The sequence below is a fragment of the Nocardioides sp. NPDC127514 genome, assembly GCF_040302125.1.
Classification (GTDB): Bacteria; Actinomycetota; Actinomycetes; order Propionibacteriales; family Nocardioidaceae; genus Nocardioides.
Genome location: NZ_JBEORF010000017.1, coordinates 31,089 through 47,671 on the forward strand (window position 1 = coordinate 31,089; position 16,583 = coordinate 47,671).

The 16,583-nt window shown below is 68.6% G+C and carries 12 protein-coding genes; 8 read left to right on the forward strand and 4 right to left on the reverse strand.

The genetic code is table 11. The annotated features are described in order from the left end of the window. Nucleotides 1–117: 117 nt before the first annotated feature. The 4 genes from ABTX24_RS14860 to ABTX24_RS14875 form a co-directional block, all read right to left on the reverse strand. The gene (locus ABTX24_RS14860; protein ID WP_350840605.1) at nt 118–942 is read right to left on the reverse strand and encodes an enoyl-CoA hydratase; all 825 of its coding nucleotides are present in this window, start codon (nt 940–942) and stop codon (nt 118–120) included. A 163-nt stretch (nt 943–1,105) separates the two neighbouring features. Continuing rightward, the gene (locus ABTX24_RS14865; protein WP_350840607.1) at nt 1,106–3,886 is read right to left on the reverse strand and encodes a YfhO family protein; all 2,781 of its coding nucleotides are present in this window, start codon (nt 3,884–3,886) and stop codon (nt 1,106–1,108) included. A gap of 106 nt (nt 3,887–3,992) precedes the next feature. Next, entirely contained in the window at nt 3,993–4,775 is a 783-nt protein-coding gene (locus ABTX24_RS14870; protein ID WP_350840609.1) for a class I SAM-dependent methyltransferase, read from the reverse strand. A gap of 26 nt (nt 4,776–4,801) precedes the next feature. Then, nucleotides 4,802–5,908 carry a glycosyltransferase gene (locus ABTX24_RS14875; protein WP_350840611.1) on the reverse strand — a complete coding sequence of 369 codons (1,107 nt, stop codon included), beginning with the start codon at nt 5,906–5,908 and terminating at the stop codon, nt 4,802–4,804. A gap of 94 nt (nt 5,909–6,002) precedes the next feature. On the opposite strand from ABTX24_RS14875, the gene ABTX24_RS14880 reads away from it, so the two are divergent. The 8 genes from ABTX24_RS14880 to ABTX24_RS14915 all read left to right on the forward strand — a co-directional run bounded on the left by ABTX24_RS14880 (nt 6,003) and on the right by ABTX24_RS14915 (nt 16,555). Further along, nucleotides 6,003–7,022, forward strand: a complete 1,020-nt coding sequence (locus ABTX24_RS14880; RefSeq protein ID WP_350840613.1) for a lysylphosphatidylglycerol synthase domain-containing protein — start codon at nt 6,003–6,005, stop codon at nt 7,020–7,022. Next, nucleotides 6,974–8,353, forward strand: coding sequence for a glycosyltransferase family protein (locus ABTX24_RS14885; protein WP_350840615.1), 1,380 nt, complete (start codon nt 6,974–6,976; stop codon nt 8,351–8,353). Before ABTX24_RS14880 ends, ABTX24_RS14885 begins: the two co-directional genes overlap by 49 nt. 41 nt (nt 8,354–8,394) lie before the next feature. Beyond that, on the forward strand, nt 8,395–8,949 hold the full coding sequence (locus ABTX24_RS14890) for a YceD family protein (RefSeq protein ID WP_160024528.1): 555 nt from the start codon (nt 8,395–8,397) through the stop codon (nt 8,947–8,949). A 66-nt stretch (nt 8,950–9,015) separates the two neighbouring features. Next, complete coding sequence (rpmF, locus tag ABTX24_RS14895) at nt 9,016–9,201, forward strand: 50S ribosomal protein L32 (protein ID WP_008358292.1); 186 nt, start codon at nt 9,016–9,018, stop codon at nt 9,199–9,201. A gap of 77 nt (nt 9,202–9,278) precedes the next feature. Beyond that, the gene (gene rnc, locus ABTX24_RS14900) at nt 9,279–9,920 is read left to right on the forward strand and encodes a ribonuclease III (protein WP_350719134.1); all 642 of its coding nucleotides are present in this window, start codon (nt 9,279–9,281) and stop codon (nt 9,918–9,920) included. A 9-nt stretch (nt 9,921–9,929) separates the two neighbouring features. Next, nucleotides 9,930–10,796, forward strand: coding sequence for a bifunctional DNA-formamidopyrimidine glycosylase/DNA-(apurinic or apyrimidinic site) lyase (gene mutM / locus ABTX24_RS14905; protein WP_160024527.1), 867 nt, complete (start codon nt 9,930–9,932; stop codon nt 10,794–10,796). Between the two features lie 331 nt (nt 10,797–11,127). Beyond that, nucleotides 11,128–12,324, forward strand: coding sequence for a glycosyltransferase family 8 protein (locus ABTX24_RS14910; protein WP_350840617.1), 1,197 nt, complete (start codon nt 11,128–11,130; stop codon nt 12,322–12,324). A gap of 97 nt (nt 12,325–12,421) precedes the next feature. Beyond that, nucleotides 12,422–16,555, forward strand: a complete 4,134-nt coding sequence (locus ABTX24_RS14915; RefSeq protein ID WP_350840619.1) for a glycosyltransferase — start codon at nt 12,422–12,424, stop codon at nt 16,553–16,555. The last annotated feature ends 28 nt before the right edge of the window (nt 16,556–16,583 follow it).

Sequence of the window (16,583 nt, forward strand, 5' to 3'; positions counted from 1 at the left end):
CGCGGCCCGACGGCCCCTCGCGGGTGTCATCCGGCGTATGTGCTAAGGCAACCTGGTGTTCAACACCGGTCTACGCCGTGTCCGCTCCGTCGCCCGCGAGCCGGGTGGATCGGTGGGCTAGGGACGGTCCTGAGGTCGGGGAAGGTCGTCGCGGAAGCGTGCCGGCCGCCCTTCCTTGCGGGCGCGCGTGGCTTCCTCGAAGTTGTCGGTGAGCAGGCGTAGGTAGAGCTGGCCGATGCCTTCGATCGGCATGTAGCTCTCCATCGAACCGGCTGCGATCCCGGCATGGAGCGACTTCTTGGTCAGCTCGATGCCCGGCTGGGAGAGTTCCGCGATCCGCGTCCCGATCACGACGGCCTCCTCGAGCACCGGGTCGGCCAGGCGCGAGACGAGCCCGATGCGGGCGGCCTCCTCAGCGCTCAGGTCGCGGCCGGTGAACATCAGATCCGCCGCGTGGCTGGAGCCGACCGCCCGCGGCAGCAAATAGCTGAGCCCGAGCTCGCTCGCGGTGAGGCCGTTGTTGATACCGGCCGCACGGAAGTACGCCGCGGTGGAGGCGATCCGGATGTCGCAGGCGAGAGTCAGGCAGAGCCCGCCCCCGATGGCCGCACCGTTGACGGCTGCGATGACCGGTTGGTGCAGGCGGCGGATCGTCCCGATCACGTCCTCCAGGAGATCCAGCGACCGCAACGCATAGCCCGGCCGGGCGAGCCCCTCGGTGTGCGGTGGCCGCCCGGCCGACTCCTGGTCCGCGCCTGCACAGAAGGCACGGCCGGCGCCGGTGATCACGATCGCCCGGACGCTGTTGTCGTGGCCGATCTCGACCAGCTGGTCCCGCACCGGCACCATCACGTCGAACGACATGGCGTTCATCCGCTCGGGACGGTCCAGGGTGAGGACGGCGACGCCGTCGGCCGGGCGGTCGACCGTGACGTACGGCATGGTCAGCTCACCTTCTCGCCGCAGAGGGCGTCGGAGATCTCCCGGCCATCCGGCTCGGCGTACGTGCAGCGCACCTCGCCGGCGATCTGAACAGCCATGAGCGAGACCTTGGTACGTCCGCGGACCGGTGTCACGCCCGCGGTGTCGCTGGGTGGAACGTGTTCTAGATGCTGGTGTCCTGAGGGGTCACGGAGTCGTTCCTGCTTCGCCGCCACCTGCGGAACACGGTCGGGATGAACAGGAGGGCGAGAAGTCCGAGAGCGCCGACTGCGGAGATCACTGCCCCGGCCCGCAGGCCGGGCGCTTCATAACGGAGGGTGACCGTGTGGGTTCCGTCGGGGACGGGCACGGCGGCGAAGGCGTGGTTGCCGGCGACCAGGTCCACCGGGCGGCCGTCGACCGTCGCCGACCAGCCCGGACGGGCGATCGAGTCGGCGACGACCAGGTAGCCGGCTCTGTCTGCGGTGACCTCGGCGGAGATCGTCTCGGCCTCGTCGCGGCGTACGTCCACCTCGGCGGTCGAGCCGGACGCGGCCGGCGTCGAGTCGTCGTCGAGGAGCACCGTGCCGGGGGCGACGCCCTCGGTCAGCCGTCGCACCCGCGTGGGACCGTCCGTCACGACCTCGCTGGTCCCGGCCCAGCGGATCCGGGGAAGCGCGCTCGCGCGCTCGTAGACGACCGCGCCGGCCGAGGCGTGCACCACCCGCAGGCCGTCGCCCTTCTCCGGACGGACCGCCGTGCAGACCGCGGAACCGTCGGTGCGGCCGGCCAGCTGGACCGGTTTCCGCTTCCCTGCGAACGAGATGGAGACCGGCACCGGACCGGAGGCGAAGCGGTGGTCGGGGATCGCGACGCGCAGCTTCTCCCCGCGCTTGAGCGGTCGGTTGACGGCGATGGCCCGCTCGGAGGTGACCTTCTCGGCGCCGGCCCCGACGCTCACCTGGACGACCGTCGGCGTCTGCGCCCGCGGCTTCAGGCCGTCGGGCACGGTGACCTCGATGCCACGCAGGTCGCCCTGCGGGACCTGGCAGGTCGCCTGCTGGCCGGGCATCACGGTGAGCGGCTGCCGTTGCGCGCCCGGCACCGGTGTCGGCGATGAGACCCCGATGACTTCCATCGGCTGGGTCACCCAGTAGCGGACCGAGAGCTGGTCGAGCACCGGTTGACGCCCCGGAGTGGGCACGTTGGCGGGGAAGTCGCTGTAGGTCGGGGACAGCTGGGCGTCCGGGCTGACCGCGGCGATCAGCGACTTCCACTCCGCCGAGGTGAACTCATGGCCCGTCGGCGTACGCAGCCGGTAGTGGTCGGCGACGGCCGAGTGCTCCCAGCTCGAGGCGCCGTAGCGCTCCTCTCCGAGGTTCTTCTTCAGGAACTCGTGGGCAGGCGTGACCGGGTAGAACTCGTCACGGTCGGTGAGCGGCAGCACCTCGCGCGCGAACATCGTGCTCTGCGCGAGCACCGCCAGGACGAGCACCAGCGGGCCCAGCAGCCGCAGCCGGCCCCGCAGCAGCAGCGTCGCCGCCACCGCGAGGACCGAGACCACTCCCAGCAGCGCCGGCACCTGCAGCTTCGCGGCGACGTCGGGGATCGGCCGCGGGGCGCCGTCGATGTAGACATAGGCCGCGTACAGGAAGTACGCAGCCACCCCGGCGGCCGCCAGCAGCACGACCAGCGACACCACCAGACGCGGACGCCAGGACCGACCCTCCTCGTCGGCAGACCGCGACACCTCGGCCCGCTGGACGAGGCGCTCCAGCCCGATCCCGGCCAGCACTGCGCACAGGAACCCGAAGATCGAGTTCGCCCGCCCGAAGCTGTTGGAGCTGTAGCCGGGCAGCTTCTGCAGCAGCTCGAGCGGCAGCCCGCCGACCCACAGCAGCCAGACGACGGCGGCCAGTACGACCGCGAGCAGGGCGGGCGTCGAGGGGCGGCGGCCGCCGGGGATCCTGACGATCAGGGCGCACAGGACCAGGATCAGCGCCGCGACGCCGATGAAGGAGATCGACTCGATCGGGTTGTCCTCGCCGAACCAGAGCCCGTCGACGCAGGTGCCGTAGACGTCAGGGGCCACCGTCGTCAGCACGAGACTGGCCGGCTTGACCTGGTTGGGGACCCGTCCGTCGAGCCCGAGAGCGCTCATGTTGAGCGCGAAGGGGAGCACCTGGACCGCGGAGAGCGCGACCCCGAGCCCGACCCCGCCGGCGGCGATGCCGCCCGCGACCAGCGTGCGCCGCACGTCCCGCAGCGCCAGCGCCCGGACGACCACGTAGATCCCGCCCAGGGTCAGCGCGAACATCGTCACCGCCGGGAACCCGCCGAGCAGCATCGCGGCGACCACCAGGCCGACGGCGGCCAGGTCGCGCGCGCCGCGCTCGCGCACCGCACGGTCCAGGGCCCACAGCAGCAGCGGGATCAGGCAGGCGACCTTGGTGTGCGGCCAGTTGGTCCACATCATCATGAACCCGGAGGTGAAGAAGACCAGGCCGGCGACCAGCGCGATGCTGCGCCGCACCCCGAGCCGGCCGAGGAACAGCACCATCCCAGCCAGCACCAGGACCAGCTCGGTCAGCTTCACCCAGGCGGGCGCCAGCCACAGCGGCATCACCCAGTAGGGCCACGAGACCGGGCTCAGCACCGCATGGTTCGGCAGCGAGGCCAGCGGCGCGCCGCCCACCTCGTACGGCGCCCAGGTCTGCCAGTTGCCGTGGCGTACGCCCTCGACGATGTTCTCGACGCCGGGCAGGTAGTAGTCCCACGTGTCCCCGCGGCACCACAGCGTCCCTTGCGGGATCGGGCCGTCGGCGGCGTACGGCATCATCGCGTGCAGCCATCCGGTGTCCAGCAGCATGCCCTGACCCACGAGCGCGGGACCGAAGGTCACCGCGACGAAGAGGACGAGAAGTGCCAGGACGACGCCTGAGCGCCACCGATCGGATCCAGTCACAACAGGGGAGGGCACAGGCCGAAAATCTATGAGTAGTCGGGAACCGACGTCGGTAGCGCGCGCGGTAGGTCGGTCAAGTTGTCTTTCGGGCGTTCCGGCCGGCGGGTCAGTCGCGCCTGGTCGCGACGGCCACCAGCCCGGTGCCGGTGTCGGGCCGTAGCCGCTGTAGTGCCATGAACGGGCTGGTCGCGAGGGCGATGGCGGCCCCCTTGAGCTGGCCGCTGGGCTGGAACGTACGCCCGGTCGCCCGGGTGAGCTCCTCGGGTGTGAGGTCGCCCACCTTCTCCAGCTTCCGGGCGTCGATCCGGTTGCGGACCGCCTCCAGGGCGTAGCCGAGCGGCCAGCCGTAGACGGTGATGTCGACGTCGCCCAGACCGGCCTCCTCCAGCCGCTCGGTGAGCTCGGCGGGGCTGTAGCGGCGGAAGTGCCCGGCATGCCGGTCCATCGGACCGAACCGCTCCTGGAACGCCGGCACCGAGAGCACCAGCTGCCCGCCGGGGCGGATGTGGGTGACCCACTCGGCCAGCGCCCCCTTGTCGTCCTCGATGTGCTCGAGCACCTCGAAGGCGCAGACCATGTCGTACGTCCTCCCCGAGTCCAGCTCGGAGGACATCGCGTTCAGCACCGTGCCGCCCATGCAGGTGATCCGCTCGGACGCTACGGCGAACGAGTCCGCGTCCGGCTCGACCCCGAGGTAGTCGGCGCGCATCGCCAGGCGGGCGCCGAAGGCACCCTGGCCGCAGCCGATCTCCAGCGCCGTCCTCGGAGCCAGCCGGTCGATGATCCGGCTGACGACGTCGTAGCGGAGCCAGGCGCGGGGTGCGAGCGGCGGCAGTGGGCGGTCGGTGGCGGTGAGCGACATCGGGGTGCTGGGTCGGGTCGGGTTCAACTGGGCTGATTGCTTCGGGCTTCGCTTCAGCTAAGACATTCGAGGATGGGGGAGGCGACGGCCCGCGGGGTGTAGTGCTCGCGGGCCTGCTCGTAGGCGGCCTCGCGCAGGCGCTGGGCCTCGTCGGGGTCGTCGGCGAGCTTGGTCAGGGCCGAGGCGAGCTCCTCCGGGCTGCCGGGGGAGACCAGCATGGCCGCGCTCTCCAGCATCCGCCGCTGGGGCGCGGTGTCGGAGGTGACGACGACAGCGCCGGCGGCGGCGCCCTGGAACGCCTTGTTGGGCACCACCCGGCGTGCCTGCGGGACGGTGCCGAAGATGCCGAGGCTCACGTCGAACCCGGCGACGAAGTCGGGCAGGTCCTCGGCGTCGACCCAGTCGACCCAGGAGACGCGCGGGTTGCCGGCCGCGAGGCGCCTGGCCTCCTCGTACTGCTGGCCCTGGCCCACCATCGTCACCTCGATCCGCTCGTCGTCGGCGAGGATGTCGAGGGCGTCGGCGATCACCGGGGCGCCGTGGGTGGGGGAGAAGAGGCCGACGAAGACAGCCTTCAGCGGCTCCTCGGTCGGCCGCTCGAGCGCCCGGGCGCCCGCGTCGAACCACTCCTTGGTGGCACCCACCGGGCACACGACCGAGTGCCGGCGTACGTCCTCGGGCAGCCCCTCCTGCTGCTCGACCGTGTCGACGATGACCACGTCGGCCTGCTTCAGCGCCATCGCGTCGATCGCCTTCATCAGGCGCAGCTTCAACCCGCCGGATCCGGCCAGCCGCCGGTTGGTGGCCACCCCGGCGGCCGAGACCATGTGGTCGAGCAAGATGGTCGAGCGCGGATGGAGGAGACGGGCCAGGTGCACGTCGAAATGACCCAGATAGCCGACCAGCACGGCGTCGGGACGCCCGCGCAGACGGCGACGCATCGACTCGGCGACGAGGCCGCTCCAGCAGGTCAGCAGACGCAGCACGAGCAGCGGCAGACGCCACGGTTGTCGCAGGATCGCCACCCTCGCCGCGGTGTCCAGGCCGAGCGGCCGGTTGACCTCGGTGACCTCCGCGCCACAGGCGCGTAAGCCCTCGATGAGTACCGCGACCCGCGGATGGGAGGCCACGTCGTAGGTGCCGAAGGCGACGATGTGCATCACCTCAACGTTAGGGTCGTGATCAAGGAAAGATCGAGCAGCACACCCCGCATCTGAGATGTCGGCACCCGAAAAGTGCTGCCAAGGAGGACCCGTGGGCCGAGGTTGGACGAAGGCGGTGCCGCTCAAGGCGGTGGTCGTCGCGATCGTCGTCCTGGTGGCGGCGTACGCGATCCACCGCAACTGGAACGCGCTCGTGCGGGGCTTCGAGGAGCTGCCGCTGTGGGTGCTCGGGGTGGCCTTTCTGCTGACCGTGCTCGCCCAGGGCGTGGCGCTGTTGATGTGGCGGGTGGTGCTGGCCGATCTCGGTTCGCCGCTGCCGCTGGTGCCCGCGGCCAGGATCTTCTACGTCAGCCAGCTGGGGAAGTACCTGCCCGGCTCGGTGTGGACGATCGTCGGGCAGATGGAGCTCGCCCGCGCGGAGCGGGTGCCGCGGCGTACGTCCCTGACCCAGGGTGTTCTCGTGCTGGCGATCGCGGTCGGCGCGGGGGTGATGGTCTCGGTGCTGCTGATGCCGTTCCTCGGACAGGAGACGTTTGCGCGCTACTGGTGGGCGGTCCTGCTCCTGCCGCTGATCCTGGTGGCGCTGCATCCACCGGTCTTCGCGAAGGTGGCCGACACCGGGCTGCGGCTGGTGCGACGCGAGCCGCTCGAGGTACTGCCGACCTGGCGGGGGATCGGCACGGCGCTGGCGCTGCAGGGCGTGGTCTGGCTCCTGCTCGGCCTCCAGATCTGGGTGGTCGTGGTCGGCCTGGGCGGCGACCCGCTGCCCTCGTTGCTGGCCAGCGTCGGCGGCTATGCGCTCGGGTTCAGCCTGGGGATGGCTGCGATCGGGCTCCCGGCCGGTGCCGGGTTGCGCGAGGCCGTCCTGGTCGTGGCCCTCTCCGGCGTACTCTCGCCCGGGCTGGCGCTGCTGGTTGCCCTGCTGGCCCGTGGGATCGCCGTTCTGGCCGACGTCGTCGTCGCCCTCGTCGCCGCCTTCCTGACCCGTCGCGACGGCGACCTTCCAACACCTGCCCCAACATCTGCCCCGTCACCAGCCAACGAACCACTCGGGAGACGTCTGTGCCCACCGCACGGCCCACCGCACCACAGCTCTGGACCGCCGGCCTGATCGCCAACCTCATCACCTGCGCCGGCGTGTGTGCCGGCTATGCGCTCTCCTCGCCGCTCTACGGCACCAAGGACGAGGTGGCCCACGTCGACCACGCCTACCAGCTCTGGCACGGCACCCTGATCGGCATCGGCGACCCGATGCGGATGCCGCAGATCTGGGGCTACACGCTGCCCTTCGACTGGACCGGCCAGCATCCACCGCTCTTCTACCTGATGCTGGCCCCCGTGGTCGGACCGCTCACCGACGCCGGCCACCTGCTCGCCGCCGGGATGGCGGCCCGCGGCATCGCCCTCGTGATCACCTGCCTCGTCGTGGCCGCGGTGATGTGGACGACGCGCCAGATCGTCCCGAGCCGCCCCGAGGTGTCGGTCGCGGCCGGCTTGGTCACCGCGCTCAGCCCGGCCCTGACCCGGCTCGGCGGCGTCGTCTTCAACGACAACCTGTTCGTGCTGTGGGCCACTCTTCTGGTCGGCCAGACCGTCTGGCTGCTTCGCCACGGGTCCCGTACCGGCGGGCTGGTGCTCTTCGGTCTGTACGCCGCGGCCGCCCTCGGCACCCGGCTCCCCGGCGTCGTCTTCATCGGCCTGTGCGCGACGACCCTCGGCCTGGTCTGGCTGTTCGGCCCGCGCCGCGACTGGACGGGCATCCTGCGTCTGGGCGTCGCCGTGCTCCTCGCCGTCGCCGTCAACGCGTGGTTCTACATCCGCAACTTCCGTGCCACCGGCAACTGGTCCGGCATGCAGACCGACCTCGTCGGCAAGCCCGGCGGCCCCCTGCAGGAACGGGAGGTACGCCCCGTGCTCGACGTCGCCACCGACCCCGACATCTGGCGCCAGCTGCTGATCCCGCCGGCGCTCCAGGAGCACGTCACCATCGGCGCCGTGCTCACCCTCGCCCCGCTCGTGCTCGGGCTGGTCGTCGGCCTCCGCGCGTTCTCCCGGTCGCGGCGCGAGCCCGTCCGGGTGGCGACGGCGCTGCTGCTGCTCGCTCTGACCGTGGTCGTCGTCGGGATCCAGCTCAACTACGCGGCTGGTGGTGGGGGAGCGTACTGGCGCTATCTGATCCCGCTCACCGTCGTGACCAGCCTGCTCACCGCGCTCGGGCTTACCGTCACGCCGCGCTTTGCGGGGCCGGCGGTCGCGGTCTGGGCTGCGGCGGCGTTCGCGGTCTTCGCCGCCCACATCGCTCCGCCGAACCCGGCCGGTGGCGACCTGGCCACCGCACCGGTCTTCCAGTCGGCGGCCTGGGTCGCGACAGGCATCGCCGGTGTCGCGTGCGTGGCCGGTGTGGTGACCGTCCTTTTGGTCGCCGTCGTCCGGTCCCGGTAAGATCTCATCTGATCTGTCGTGCCCTCATCCGGAAGTGAAACATGACTGCCCTGGACCCGAGAGCGCCGCTCGTGCTCGATACACGCGAGCTCGGCCGCCGCCCGGGGTCCGAGCGTCACGTGGAGCTGACGGTGCCGGCGCCGGCGGATCTCGGTATCGAAGTCCTCTCTGTCCCCGAGGGTTCGCCGGTCGAGTTCGACCTGCGGCTCGAGGCGGTCATGGAGGGTGTGCTGGTCACGGGGACGGCTTTCGCTGTCCTCGAGGGCGAGTGCGTGCGGTGCCTGGAGCCGATCGAGGACGAAGCCGAGGTCGACATCCAGGAGCTGTACGTCTACGACGACTCTCGTGACGGCCAGGCCCCTGATGAGGACGACGAGACCAGCCGGACCGAGGGCGATCTGATCGACCTCGAGCCGGTGCTCAGGGATGCGGTGGTGCTCGCACTGCCGTTCCAGCCGATGTGCCAGGACGACTGTCCGGGACTGTGCCCCGAGTGTGGGGCGCGGCTCGCGGACGATCCCGGGCACGACCACGGCGACAAGGTCGACCCGCGCTGGGCGGGGCTGGCTTCGCTGAAAGATGAGCCCAGCAACTAGAGTTCGCCAGTAACTAGGCTTCAGTAGCCGGTCGAGATCCGACCGGCCGAATAAGAGGAGAAAACAGTGGCTGTCCCGAAGCGGAAGATGTCGCGCAGCAACACCCGCCACCGCCGCTCGGCCTGGAAGGCCGTTGCGCCGACCCTGGTGACGTGCGCGAACCCCGCCTGCGGCGCCAAGCACATCCCGCACCGTGCGTGCGGCGAGTGCGGCCAGTACGGCGCTCGCGCCGAGCGTCGCCAGGTCCTCTGATCTGACACGCGGTTAGTCTCCTGACCAACTACGCCGAGCTTCGCAAAGCGCTCGGGGATCCGATCCTGGACCCCGAGCTGCTTGAGCGTTCGCTGACACACCGGTCCTACGCCTACGAGAACGGTGGCCTGCCCACCAACGAGCGCCTGGAGTTCCTGGGCGACTCGGTGCTCGGCGTCGTGGTCACCGAGACCCTCTATCGCACCCACCCAGACCTGCCCGAGGGCAAGCTGGCCAAGCTGCGGGCGGCAGTTGTGAACGCCCGCGCCCTGGCCGAGGTCGGTCAGGCCATCGGCCTCGGCCAGCACATCAAGCTGGGCCGTGGCGAGGAGGCCACCGGTGGGCGCGAGAAGGCGTCGATCGTCTCCGACACCGTGGAAGCGGTGATCGGAGCGGTCCACCTCTCCGGTGGCATCGAGGTCTCCACCGTCCTCGTCCACCGACTCTTCGACCCCCTCATCGAGGCGGCCTCCGACCTCGGTGCCGGGCTCGACTGGAAGACCTCGCTGCAGGAGCTCGCCGCCGAGCGTGCCCTCGGTGTGCCCGAATACGTCATCACCGACGAGGGCCCCGACCACATGAAGACCTTCACCGCGAAGGTCCGGGTCGGCGAGCAGCTCTACGGCAACGGCGTCGGCCGCTCCAAGAAGGAGGCCGAGCAGGCCGCCGCGGAGACGGCCTACGGCGAGATCCAGGCCTCCGCTTCCTCCTCGGCCTGAGGTCAGTCGTTGCCTGAGCTCCCCGAGGTCGAGGTCGTACGCGCCGGCCTCGAGCGCCACGTACTCGGCGCGAGGATCCTCGCCGTCGAGGTCCTGCACCCCAGGCCCGTACGCCGCCACCTCGCCGGTGCCTCGGCCTTCGCCGAGGAGCTGAGAGGCCGCGTGCTCGTCGGCGCCCGCCGCCGCGGCAAGTACCTGTGGCTGCCGCTGGACTCCGGGGACGCCCTCATGGCCCACCTCGGGATGAGCGGCCAGATCCTCGTCCAGCCGCCGGAGTCGCCCGACGAACGCCACCTGCGCGTCCGCATCCGCCTCGAAGGGGCCGCGGAGGGTCGCGAGCTCCGCTTCGTCGACCAGCGCATGTTCGGCGGTCTCTCGATCAGCCCCGGGGGAGCCGAGCTCCCGCCCGAGATCGTCCACATCGCCCCCGACCCGCTCGAGGCCGCCTTCGACGCGGAGGCCGTCGTCCGGCGGGTCCGTCGATCGGCCAGCGGCATCAAGCGGATCCTGCTCAACCAGACCGTGATCAGCGGCGTCGGCAACATCTACGCCGACGAGGCACTCTGGCGCGCCAAGCTGCACGGCGAACGCCCGGGGGACCGGCTGACCGGCCCGAAGGTGCGCGAGCTGCTCGGCCACGTACGCGACGTGATGACCGAAGCGCTTGCCCAGGGCGGCACCTCCTTCGACGCGCTCTACGTCAACGTGAACGGCGAGTCGGGCTACTTCGAACGGTCGCTCGCGGCGTACGGACGTGAGGGCGAGCCCTGCGACCGGTGTGGTGCGCCGATGCGCCGCACCGCCTTCATGAACCGCTCCTCCTACTTCTGCCCCACCTGCCAACCGGCACCTCGAGCCCGGCGAATCCCGGGGTAGATAGTCCATCTGGGCTATTGCTCACTGCCCCTTCGGACCACCCGAATGTTGCGGGCACGTGACAGTTCCGACGATCCTCAGCGTTGGTTAAGGAAACCGGATTCCAGTGGGTTAATCTCTGGTTCGTTCATCTCCGTTCGTCCCGGGTTCAGCTTCCCCCGGGCCGGGGGGAGCAGACGATTCACCGCCGTGTTCGGGCTGGCGGTTTTGCCGGGTGGCGACGTGGTCATCCGGATCTCGGGGAAGACAAACCACGGCCCATCCGTACCGGCACAGGCGTGAACCACACGCACGCGCCATCGGGTTGGTCAACAGCTCGACAGGACAACAGGTGGCTCCCCACAAGCTCGCCGTATCCGATCATGCGCCCACGACGCGCCCGCAGGATCTGGAACTACCGCAACCCCGCGTAGCCAATGCTCAGGCCGAGCAGACCCGCATCATCCCGGTCGCCATGGCCGCTGACCTCAACTACGCCAAGCCCATGTCGGTGGCGATCACGTCCTTGTTGGAGAACTCCGGGACCGACACCAGCTACGACCTGAAGATCCTCGTGGCGGAGGAGTACCCGGCGGAAGTACGGGACCAGATCCTCAGCTTCGAAAATCGTTATCCGGGCAACACGATCACGTTCGTCGTCGTGGACGGCTTCGCTGACGTCAAGGTCAGCACCTCGCACCTGACCGCACCTGCGTACTTCCGGCTCAAGCTGCCTGACCTCTTCCTGGATGTCGACAAGATCATCTACCTCGACGTCGACACCGTCATCGAGAGCGATCTGTCGCCGCTCTACGCGCAGGACGTGAACGACGTCTATGTCGCCGCAGTGCCGGCTGCCGTCTACCACCTCCGGTCAGCAGAGGCGGCCCGGGCGATGGGCATCCCGTCCTTCGACCGCTACGTCAACTCCGGTGTCATGGTGATGAACCTGGAGAAGATGCGTGAGGACGGCCTGGTCGAGCAGTTCCTCGAGCTCTCCGCCAAGGAGTTCGACTCCGACGATCAAGACATCATCAACATCGTTTGCTATGACGGCCTCCGCCATCTTCCGCTCCGCTTCAACCTGATGACGAAGTACGGTCCCAAGAACGTCGAGGAGTTCTGGAGCAGACCGGCCGTTCAGCGAGTCTGGTCCCGTGACGAGTACGACGAGGCGATGAGCTCGCCGGTCATCATCCACTTCGCGGACAAGCGGAAGCCGTGGATGGACGTCTCGGCCGACTTCGCAGAACGATGGTGGCAGTACGCGGCAATGAGCCCGATGTGCGCCGAGATCGTGGCCACTTATCTCGCCGACGCGGTCGCTCAGGCCGCCGGGACCGCCTCGGCTGTCCGCAAGCGGCTGAGAAGCCGGGTGGTCACCCTCGAGCAGGAGCTCCAGGGCCGGGATCAGGAGCTCGCCGACACCCGTGGCTCGGTGTCCTTCAGGATCGGGTCCCTGATGACGTCCGGACCTCGCGTCATCCGCAACTCGCTCAAGCGAGATGTCCGCTGGTCACAGCCCCGAGCCCGCGTCATCGAGAAGTAGCCCGGCGTTGCGGCACGCCGTGAGCCGGCTCGATCGAAACCAGACCAACCGCGGGACCGCCCGCACTGTCGTCACCCCAGAAACACAAGGAGGAACCATGCCTGCCGGTATGGGCGAGCAGCCGACCAACAAGCTCGGGCTGCGTCATCGGATGGTGCGCGTCGCGGAAGTGGACGGCGAACACAAGCTGGTGCTGTTCGGTCGCCCGACCAGCGGCGGTCCGGTCCTGTCCCGCTACACCCGGCTCCTGGACCGACAGTCGGGTCTGAACGCGAAGATCGAGCGTCTCCGGGCTCGGCTGGGCGAGCCTGCGGGGGACGAGCCGGAGACCGGGCGACCGTACTATCTCGAGCCCGACAGCGTTGAGCGGCTGAGCGTCGAGGAGATGGTCGAAACCCTCGCCGCGTACGACGTCGTCTCGTTCGATGTCTTCGACACGGCGCTGTACCGAGCGGTGGAGTTCCCCAAGGATGTCTTCCGGATCCTCGGGTCGAGGCTCGGCATCGACCGGTTCCCGAGTATCCGCAGGCAGGCGGAGGAGCACGCGCGTCGGGAGAACGACAACCACAAGGGGTCCCGAGAGGTCACCCTCCGTGAGATCTACGCCGTGATGGAGGAGCGTTACGGCGCGGATCCGGGGTGGGAGATGCTCGAGCGGGATCTCGAGATCGAGCTGGCCGAAGCGAACCCTTACATCAAGGAGGTCTTCGATCGGCTCCTCGCCAAGGGCAAGACCATCGTCTTCACCTCCGACATGTACCTCCCGCGGGAGGTCATCGAGGAGATGCTCGTCCGCAATGGTTACGCGGGCTACGAGAAGATCTACCTGTCGAACGAGTACCTTCGCCGTAAGGGCGACGGCACGCTGCAGCAGGTCCTCCTGGAGTACTACGGCAGCGAGACGTCGATCGTCCACGTAGGCGACAATCTCGAGGCAGACGTCGAGCAGTCCGAGCGGGTCGGTCTTCCGGCCGTGTACAACCAGGACCAGCGAAGGCTCGTTCGGGAGCCGTACATGGAGGCGCTGGCGGGCAGCTTCTACGGGGCGGCCGTCAACAACTCGATCGGCTCCGGCACCTGGTCCGAAGGCCTGCACTACACGCACGGCTACCGTGTCGGAGGCATTCTGGCCGCTGGGTTCTGCGAGTTCCTCGAGTCGGTCGTACGCGAGAAGAACATCGATCGGATCCTGTTCTGCGGGCGCGACTGCGACGTGATCTCACGCGTATACGACCGCTTCTACGGCAGCGCCGACGGCGTGTACATCGACATCTCCCGCTACGCGGCCGCCGGGATCACGCTCGACCTGAATTTCGACGACTTCGTCGGGCGCTCCTTCTTCCGCTGGTTCAAGGAGTCCAACAACACCAAGACCATCGAGCAGCTCCTGATCGACACCGGGTTCGACTACCTGCTGCCGTACCTGGACAAGGCAGACATCGAGCGGTTCCTGTTCCCGGCCAGCGCCACCCGGCGACGTCTGGAGCAGTTCTTCTGGGACCACAAGCACGTCATCGAGGAGCACAACCGCACCAGCATCGACGCGGCGAAGGAGTACTTCGGCGCGGCCGTCGGCGATGCCAAGCGGGTTCTGATCGTCGACATTGGCTGGAGCGGCACCTGCATCACCGCCCTTCGACACTTCTTCGGCACCGCGTTGGCTGACCGCGCGCTCGAGGTCTCGGGCGCCCTGATGTGCACGAGCCGCACGGAACAGGTCACCGACACGGTGTCTGACGGCTTCATCAGCGCATATGCCTACTCGCCGATGGCAAACCTGGACCTCGCGAGGTTCATGATGCCCGGTGGACCGAAGGCGGCGCGCAAGACGGACCTGCTGCACCACCCGCTCGAGTACCTGTTCACCGAGGTTGCCTCCAGCGTTGTCGGCTATGGGTTCGAGAAAGGCCGGGCTGTCGCCCTCCGTGGCAACAACGCTCCGCGCAACGTCGAGCAGATCACCGAGATGCAGCGCGGGATCGTCGACTTCGTCGAGGCGTACCTCGCCCGCTCCAAGGGCTACCGGGACATCCGCCCGATCTCCCCCTACGTTGCGTTCAATCCGTTGAAGGCGGCGATCGAGAACGAGTCGTACTCCTACGACGTCTACAAGGACTTCCTCTACGACGCCACGCCAGCTCTGTTCGGCGAGGAGACGCATACCGAGCGATTCGGTGACCTGTTCGACCTCGGTGGGCCGATCCAGGCACTCGAGCCTGTTGCGTCGGAGGACTCCGCTCAGGTCTCGCGGTCGCGTCGCATCGTGTTCGTGTCGCCGGAGATGACCTACACCGGCACGCCTCGAAGCCTGCACCGGATGTGCAAGGTCGCGATGTCCCTGGGGTACGAGCCGGTGGTCTGGACGGCGAAGCCCGGTCCTTTCTCGAAGGAGTTCGCAGCCCTCGGCATCTCGGTGAAGGTGATGCGCGCCGGCCAGCTGGGTCCGAAGCGGATCAACAAGCTCATCGAGAGCGGTGTCGAGCTCGTCGTCTGCAACACGGTGGCGACGGACGACTACGTGCGCGCCCTGGAGGGGCGGATCCCGCTCGTCTGGTACGTGCGTGAGGCGACCAACCTGCCTGACTTCTTTGCCGCGGCGCCGGAGCGCCAGGAGACGCTCCGCCAGAGCCGCAGCATCTGTGTAGTCAGCGAGTACGCCGCGGCAGCCGTCGCGGAGCACGCCGAAGGACCCGTCGAGGTGGTGCGTAACAGCGTCGTGGACGTCTCGGAGTACGCGCAGCCGTACGAGATCGCCGCCGGCGGCAAGTTCAAGTTCGTCCAGCTCGGCACCATCGAGCACCGCAAGGGATACGACGTCTTCATCGCCGCCTACAAGGCCATGCCGGAGGAGTATCGGGCTCGCGCAGAGCTGCACTTCGCGGGCGGGTTCATCAACAGCGGTACGTCGGTCAGCTCCTACGTGTTCGGCCAGATCGCAGACGAGGAGAACATCCACTACCACGGTGTGATCTCCGACGAGCGAAAGAAGATCGAGCTCCTTTCGCAGATGGACACCGTGGTCGTGGCGTCGCGCGATGAGTCGTGCTCGCTGGTGGCGCTCGAGGGAGCGATGCTGTCCAAGCCCTTGATCGTGACGGAGAACGTCGGCGCCAAGTACATGGTCAGCGACGCGAACGGCCTGGTGGTCGACACCGGTGACGTGATGTCGCTCCGCGCCGCCTTCATGGCCATGATGGACAAGGAAGCCTCAACGCTCGAGAAGATGGGCAACGCGTCCCGCAGAGCGTATGACGAGCGGGCCAGCATGGATGCGTACACCAAGGACCTAGGAGCTCTCTTCGAGCGCCGGATCGCCGCTGGTGCCGGCCGGAGGATCCAGCCGGTCACGTCGAAGGCGGAGCGCCGCCGTGGACGAGTTCCTTCGGCGACCAGGGACGTGGTGGTGTCGCTGACCTCGATTCCTCACCGGATGCTCACCATCGGCCAGTGCATCGACTCTCTTGTGGAGCAGACGAAGCGGCCCGACAAGGTGCTCCTGTGGCTGTCCACCGAGAACTTCCCCAACCGCGAGGCCGACGTCCCGAACGAGGTCCTGGAACGTCAGGACGACTGCTTCCAGATCCGCTGGGTCGACGGCGACATCGCGCCGCACAAGAAGTACTTCTACGCGGTGCAGGAGTATCCCGACGCACTCGTCGTCACCGTCGATGACGACGTCGTCTACGAGGAGAACCTCGTCGAGACCCTGTACGAGGGCCACTTGGCAAACCCGCGGGCCATCATCTGCCAGCGGGCGAACCTGGCCATGTTCCGTCCCGACGGCACCCTTCGTTCCTACGACGGCTGGGTCTACGACTGCAACTACCTGCGCGGCAAGGCGAGCTACCAGCTCCTTCCGACGGGGATCGGCGGGGTGCTCTACCCGCCGCACTCGCTGCCCGCAGCGACTTTCGACCTCGAGGCGATCTCCGAGACCGCGCTGTACGCCGACGACCTCTGGCTCAAGGCGATGGCGACCGCCAACGGCTACCCGGTCTGGATGCCGCGCGAGCGCGCTGGCTATCAGCAGATCCAGGAGGCCCAGACCGTCGCGCTGTGGCGTCGCAACGCGTTCCAGGGCAACAACGACCTCGTTTTGGAGAAGGTGCTCGGCCACCTCGAGCACGGCGTGGGAGTCTCCCGTGATGCCCTCCTGCAGCGCATCCGTGGTGTCGCGGACGACGGTCGCATGATCGGACCGGACGACGTCGACACGGCGCCGCTTCTCTGACGGTCATGACGATGCACATGGACGAGAG

Bases quoted from the DNA above. Each gene is read 5' to 3' on its own strand.
- ABTX24_RS14875 (WP_350840611.1), bottom strand. From the start codon at position 5,908: ATGCACATCGTCGCCTTCGGCACCTACGACGTGGCCTCCCATCCGCGG.
- ABTX24_RS14860 (WP_350840605.1), bottom strand. From the start codon at position 942: ATGCCGTACGTCACGGTCGACCGCCCGGCCGACGGCGTCGCCGTCCTC.
- ABTX24_RS14890 (WP_160024528.1), top strand. From the start codon at position 8,395: ATGACTGCCCTGGACCCGAGAGCGCCGCTCGTGCTCGATACACGCGAG.
- ABTX24_RS14915 (WP_350840619.1), top strand. From the start codon at position 12,422: ATGCCTGCCGGTATGGGCGAGCAGCCGACCAACAAGCTCGGGCTGCGT.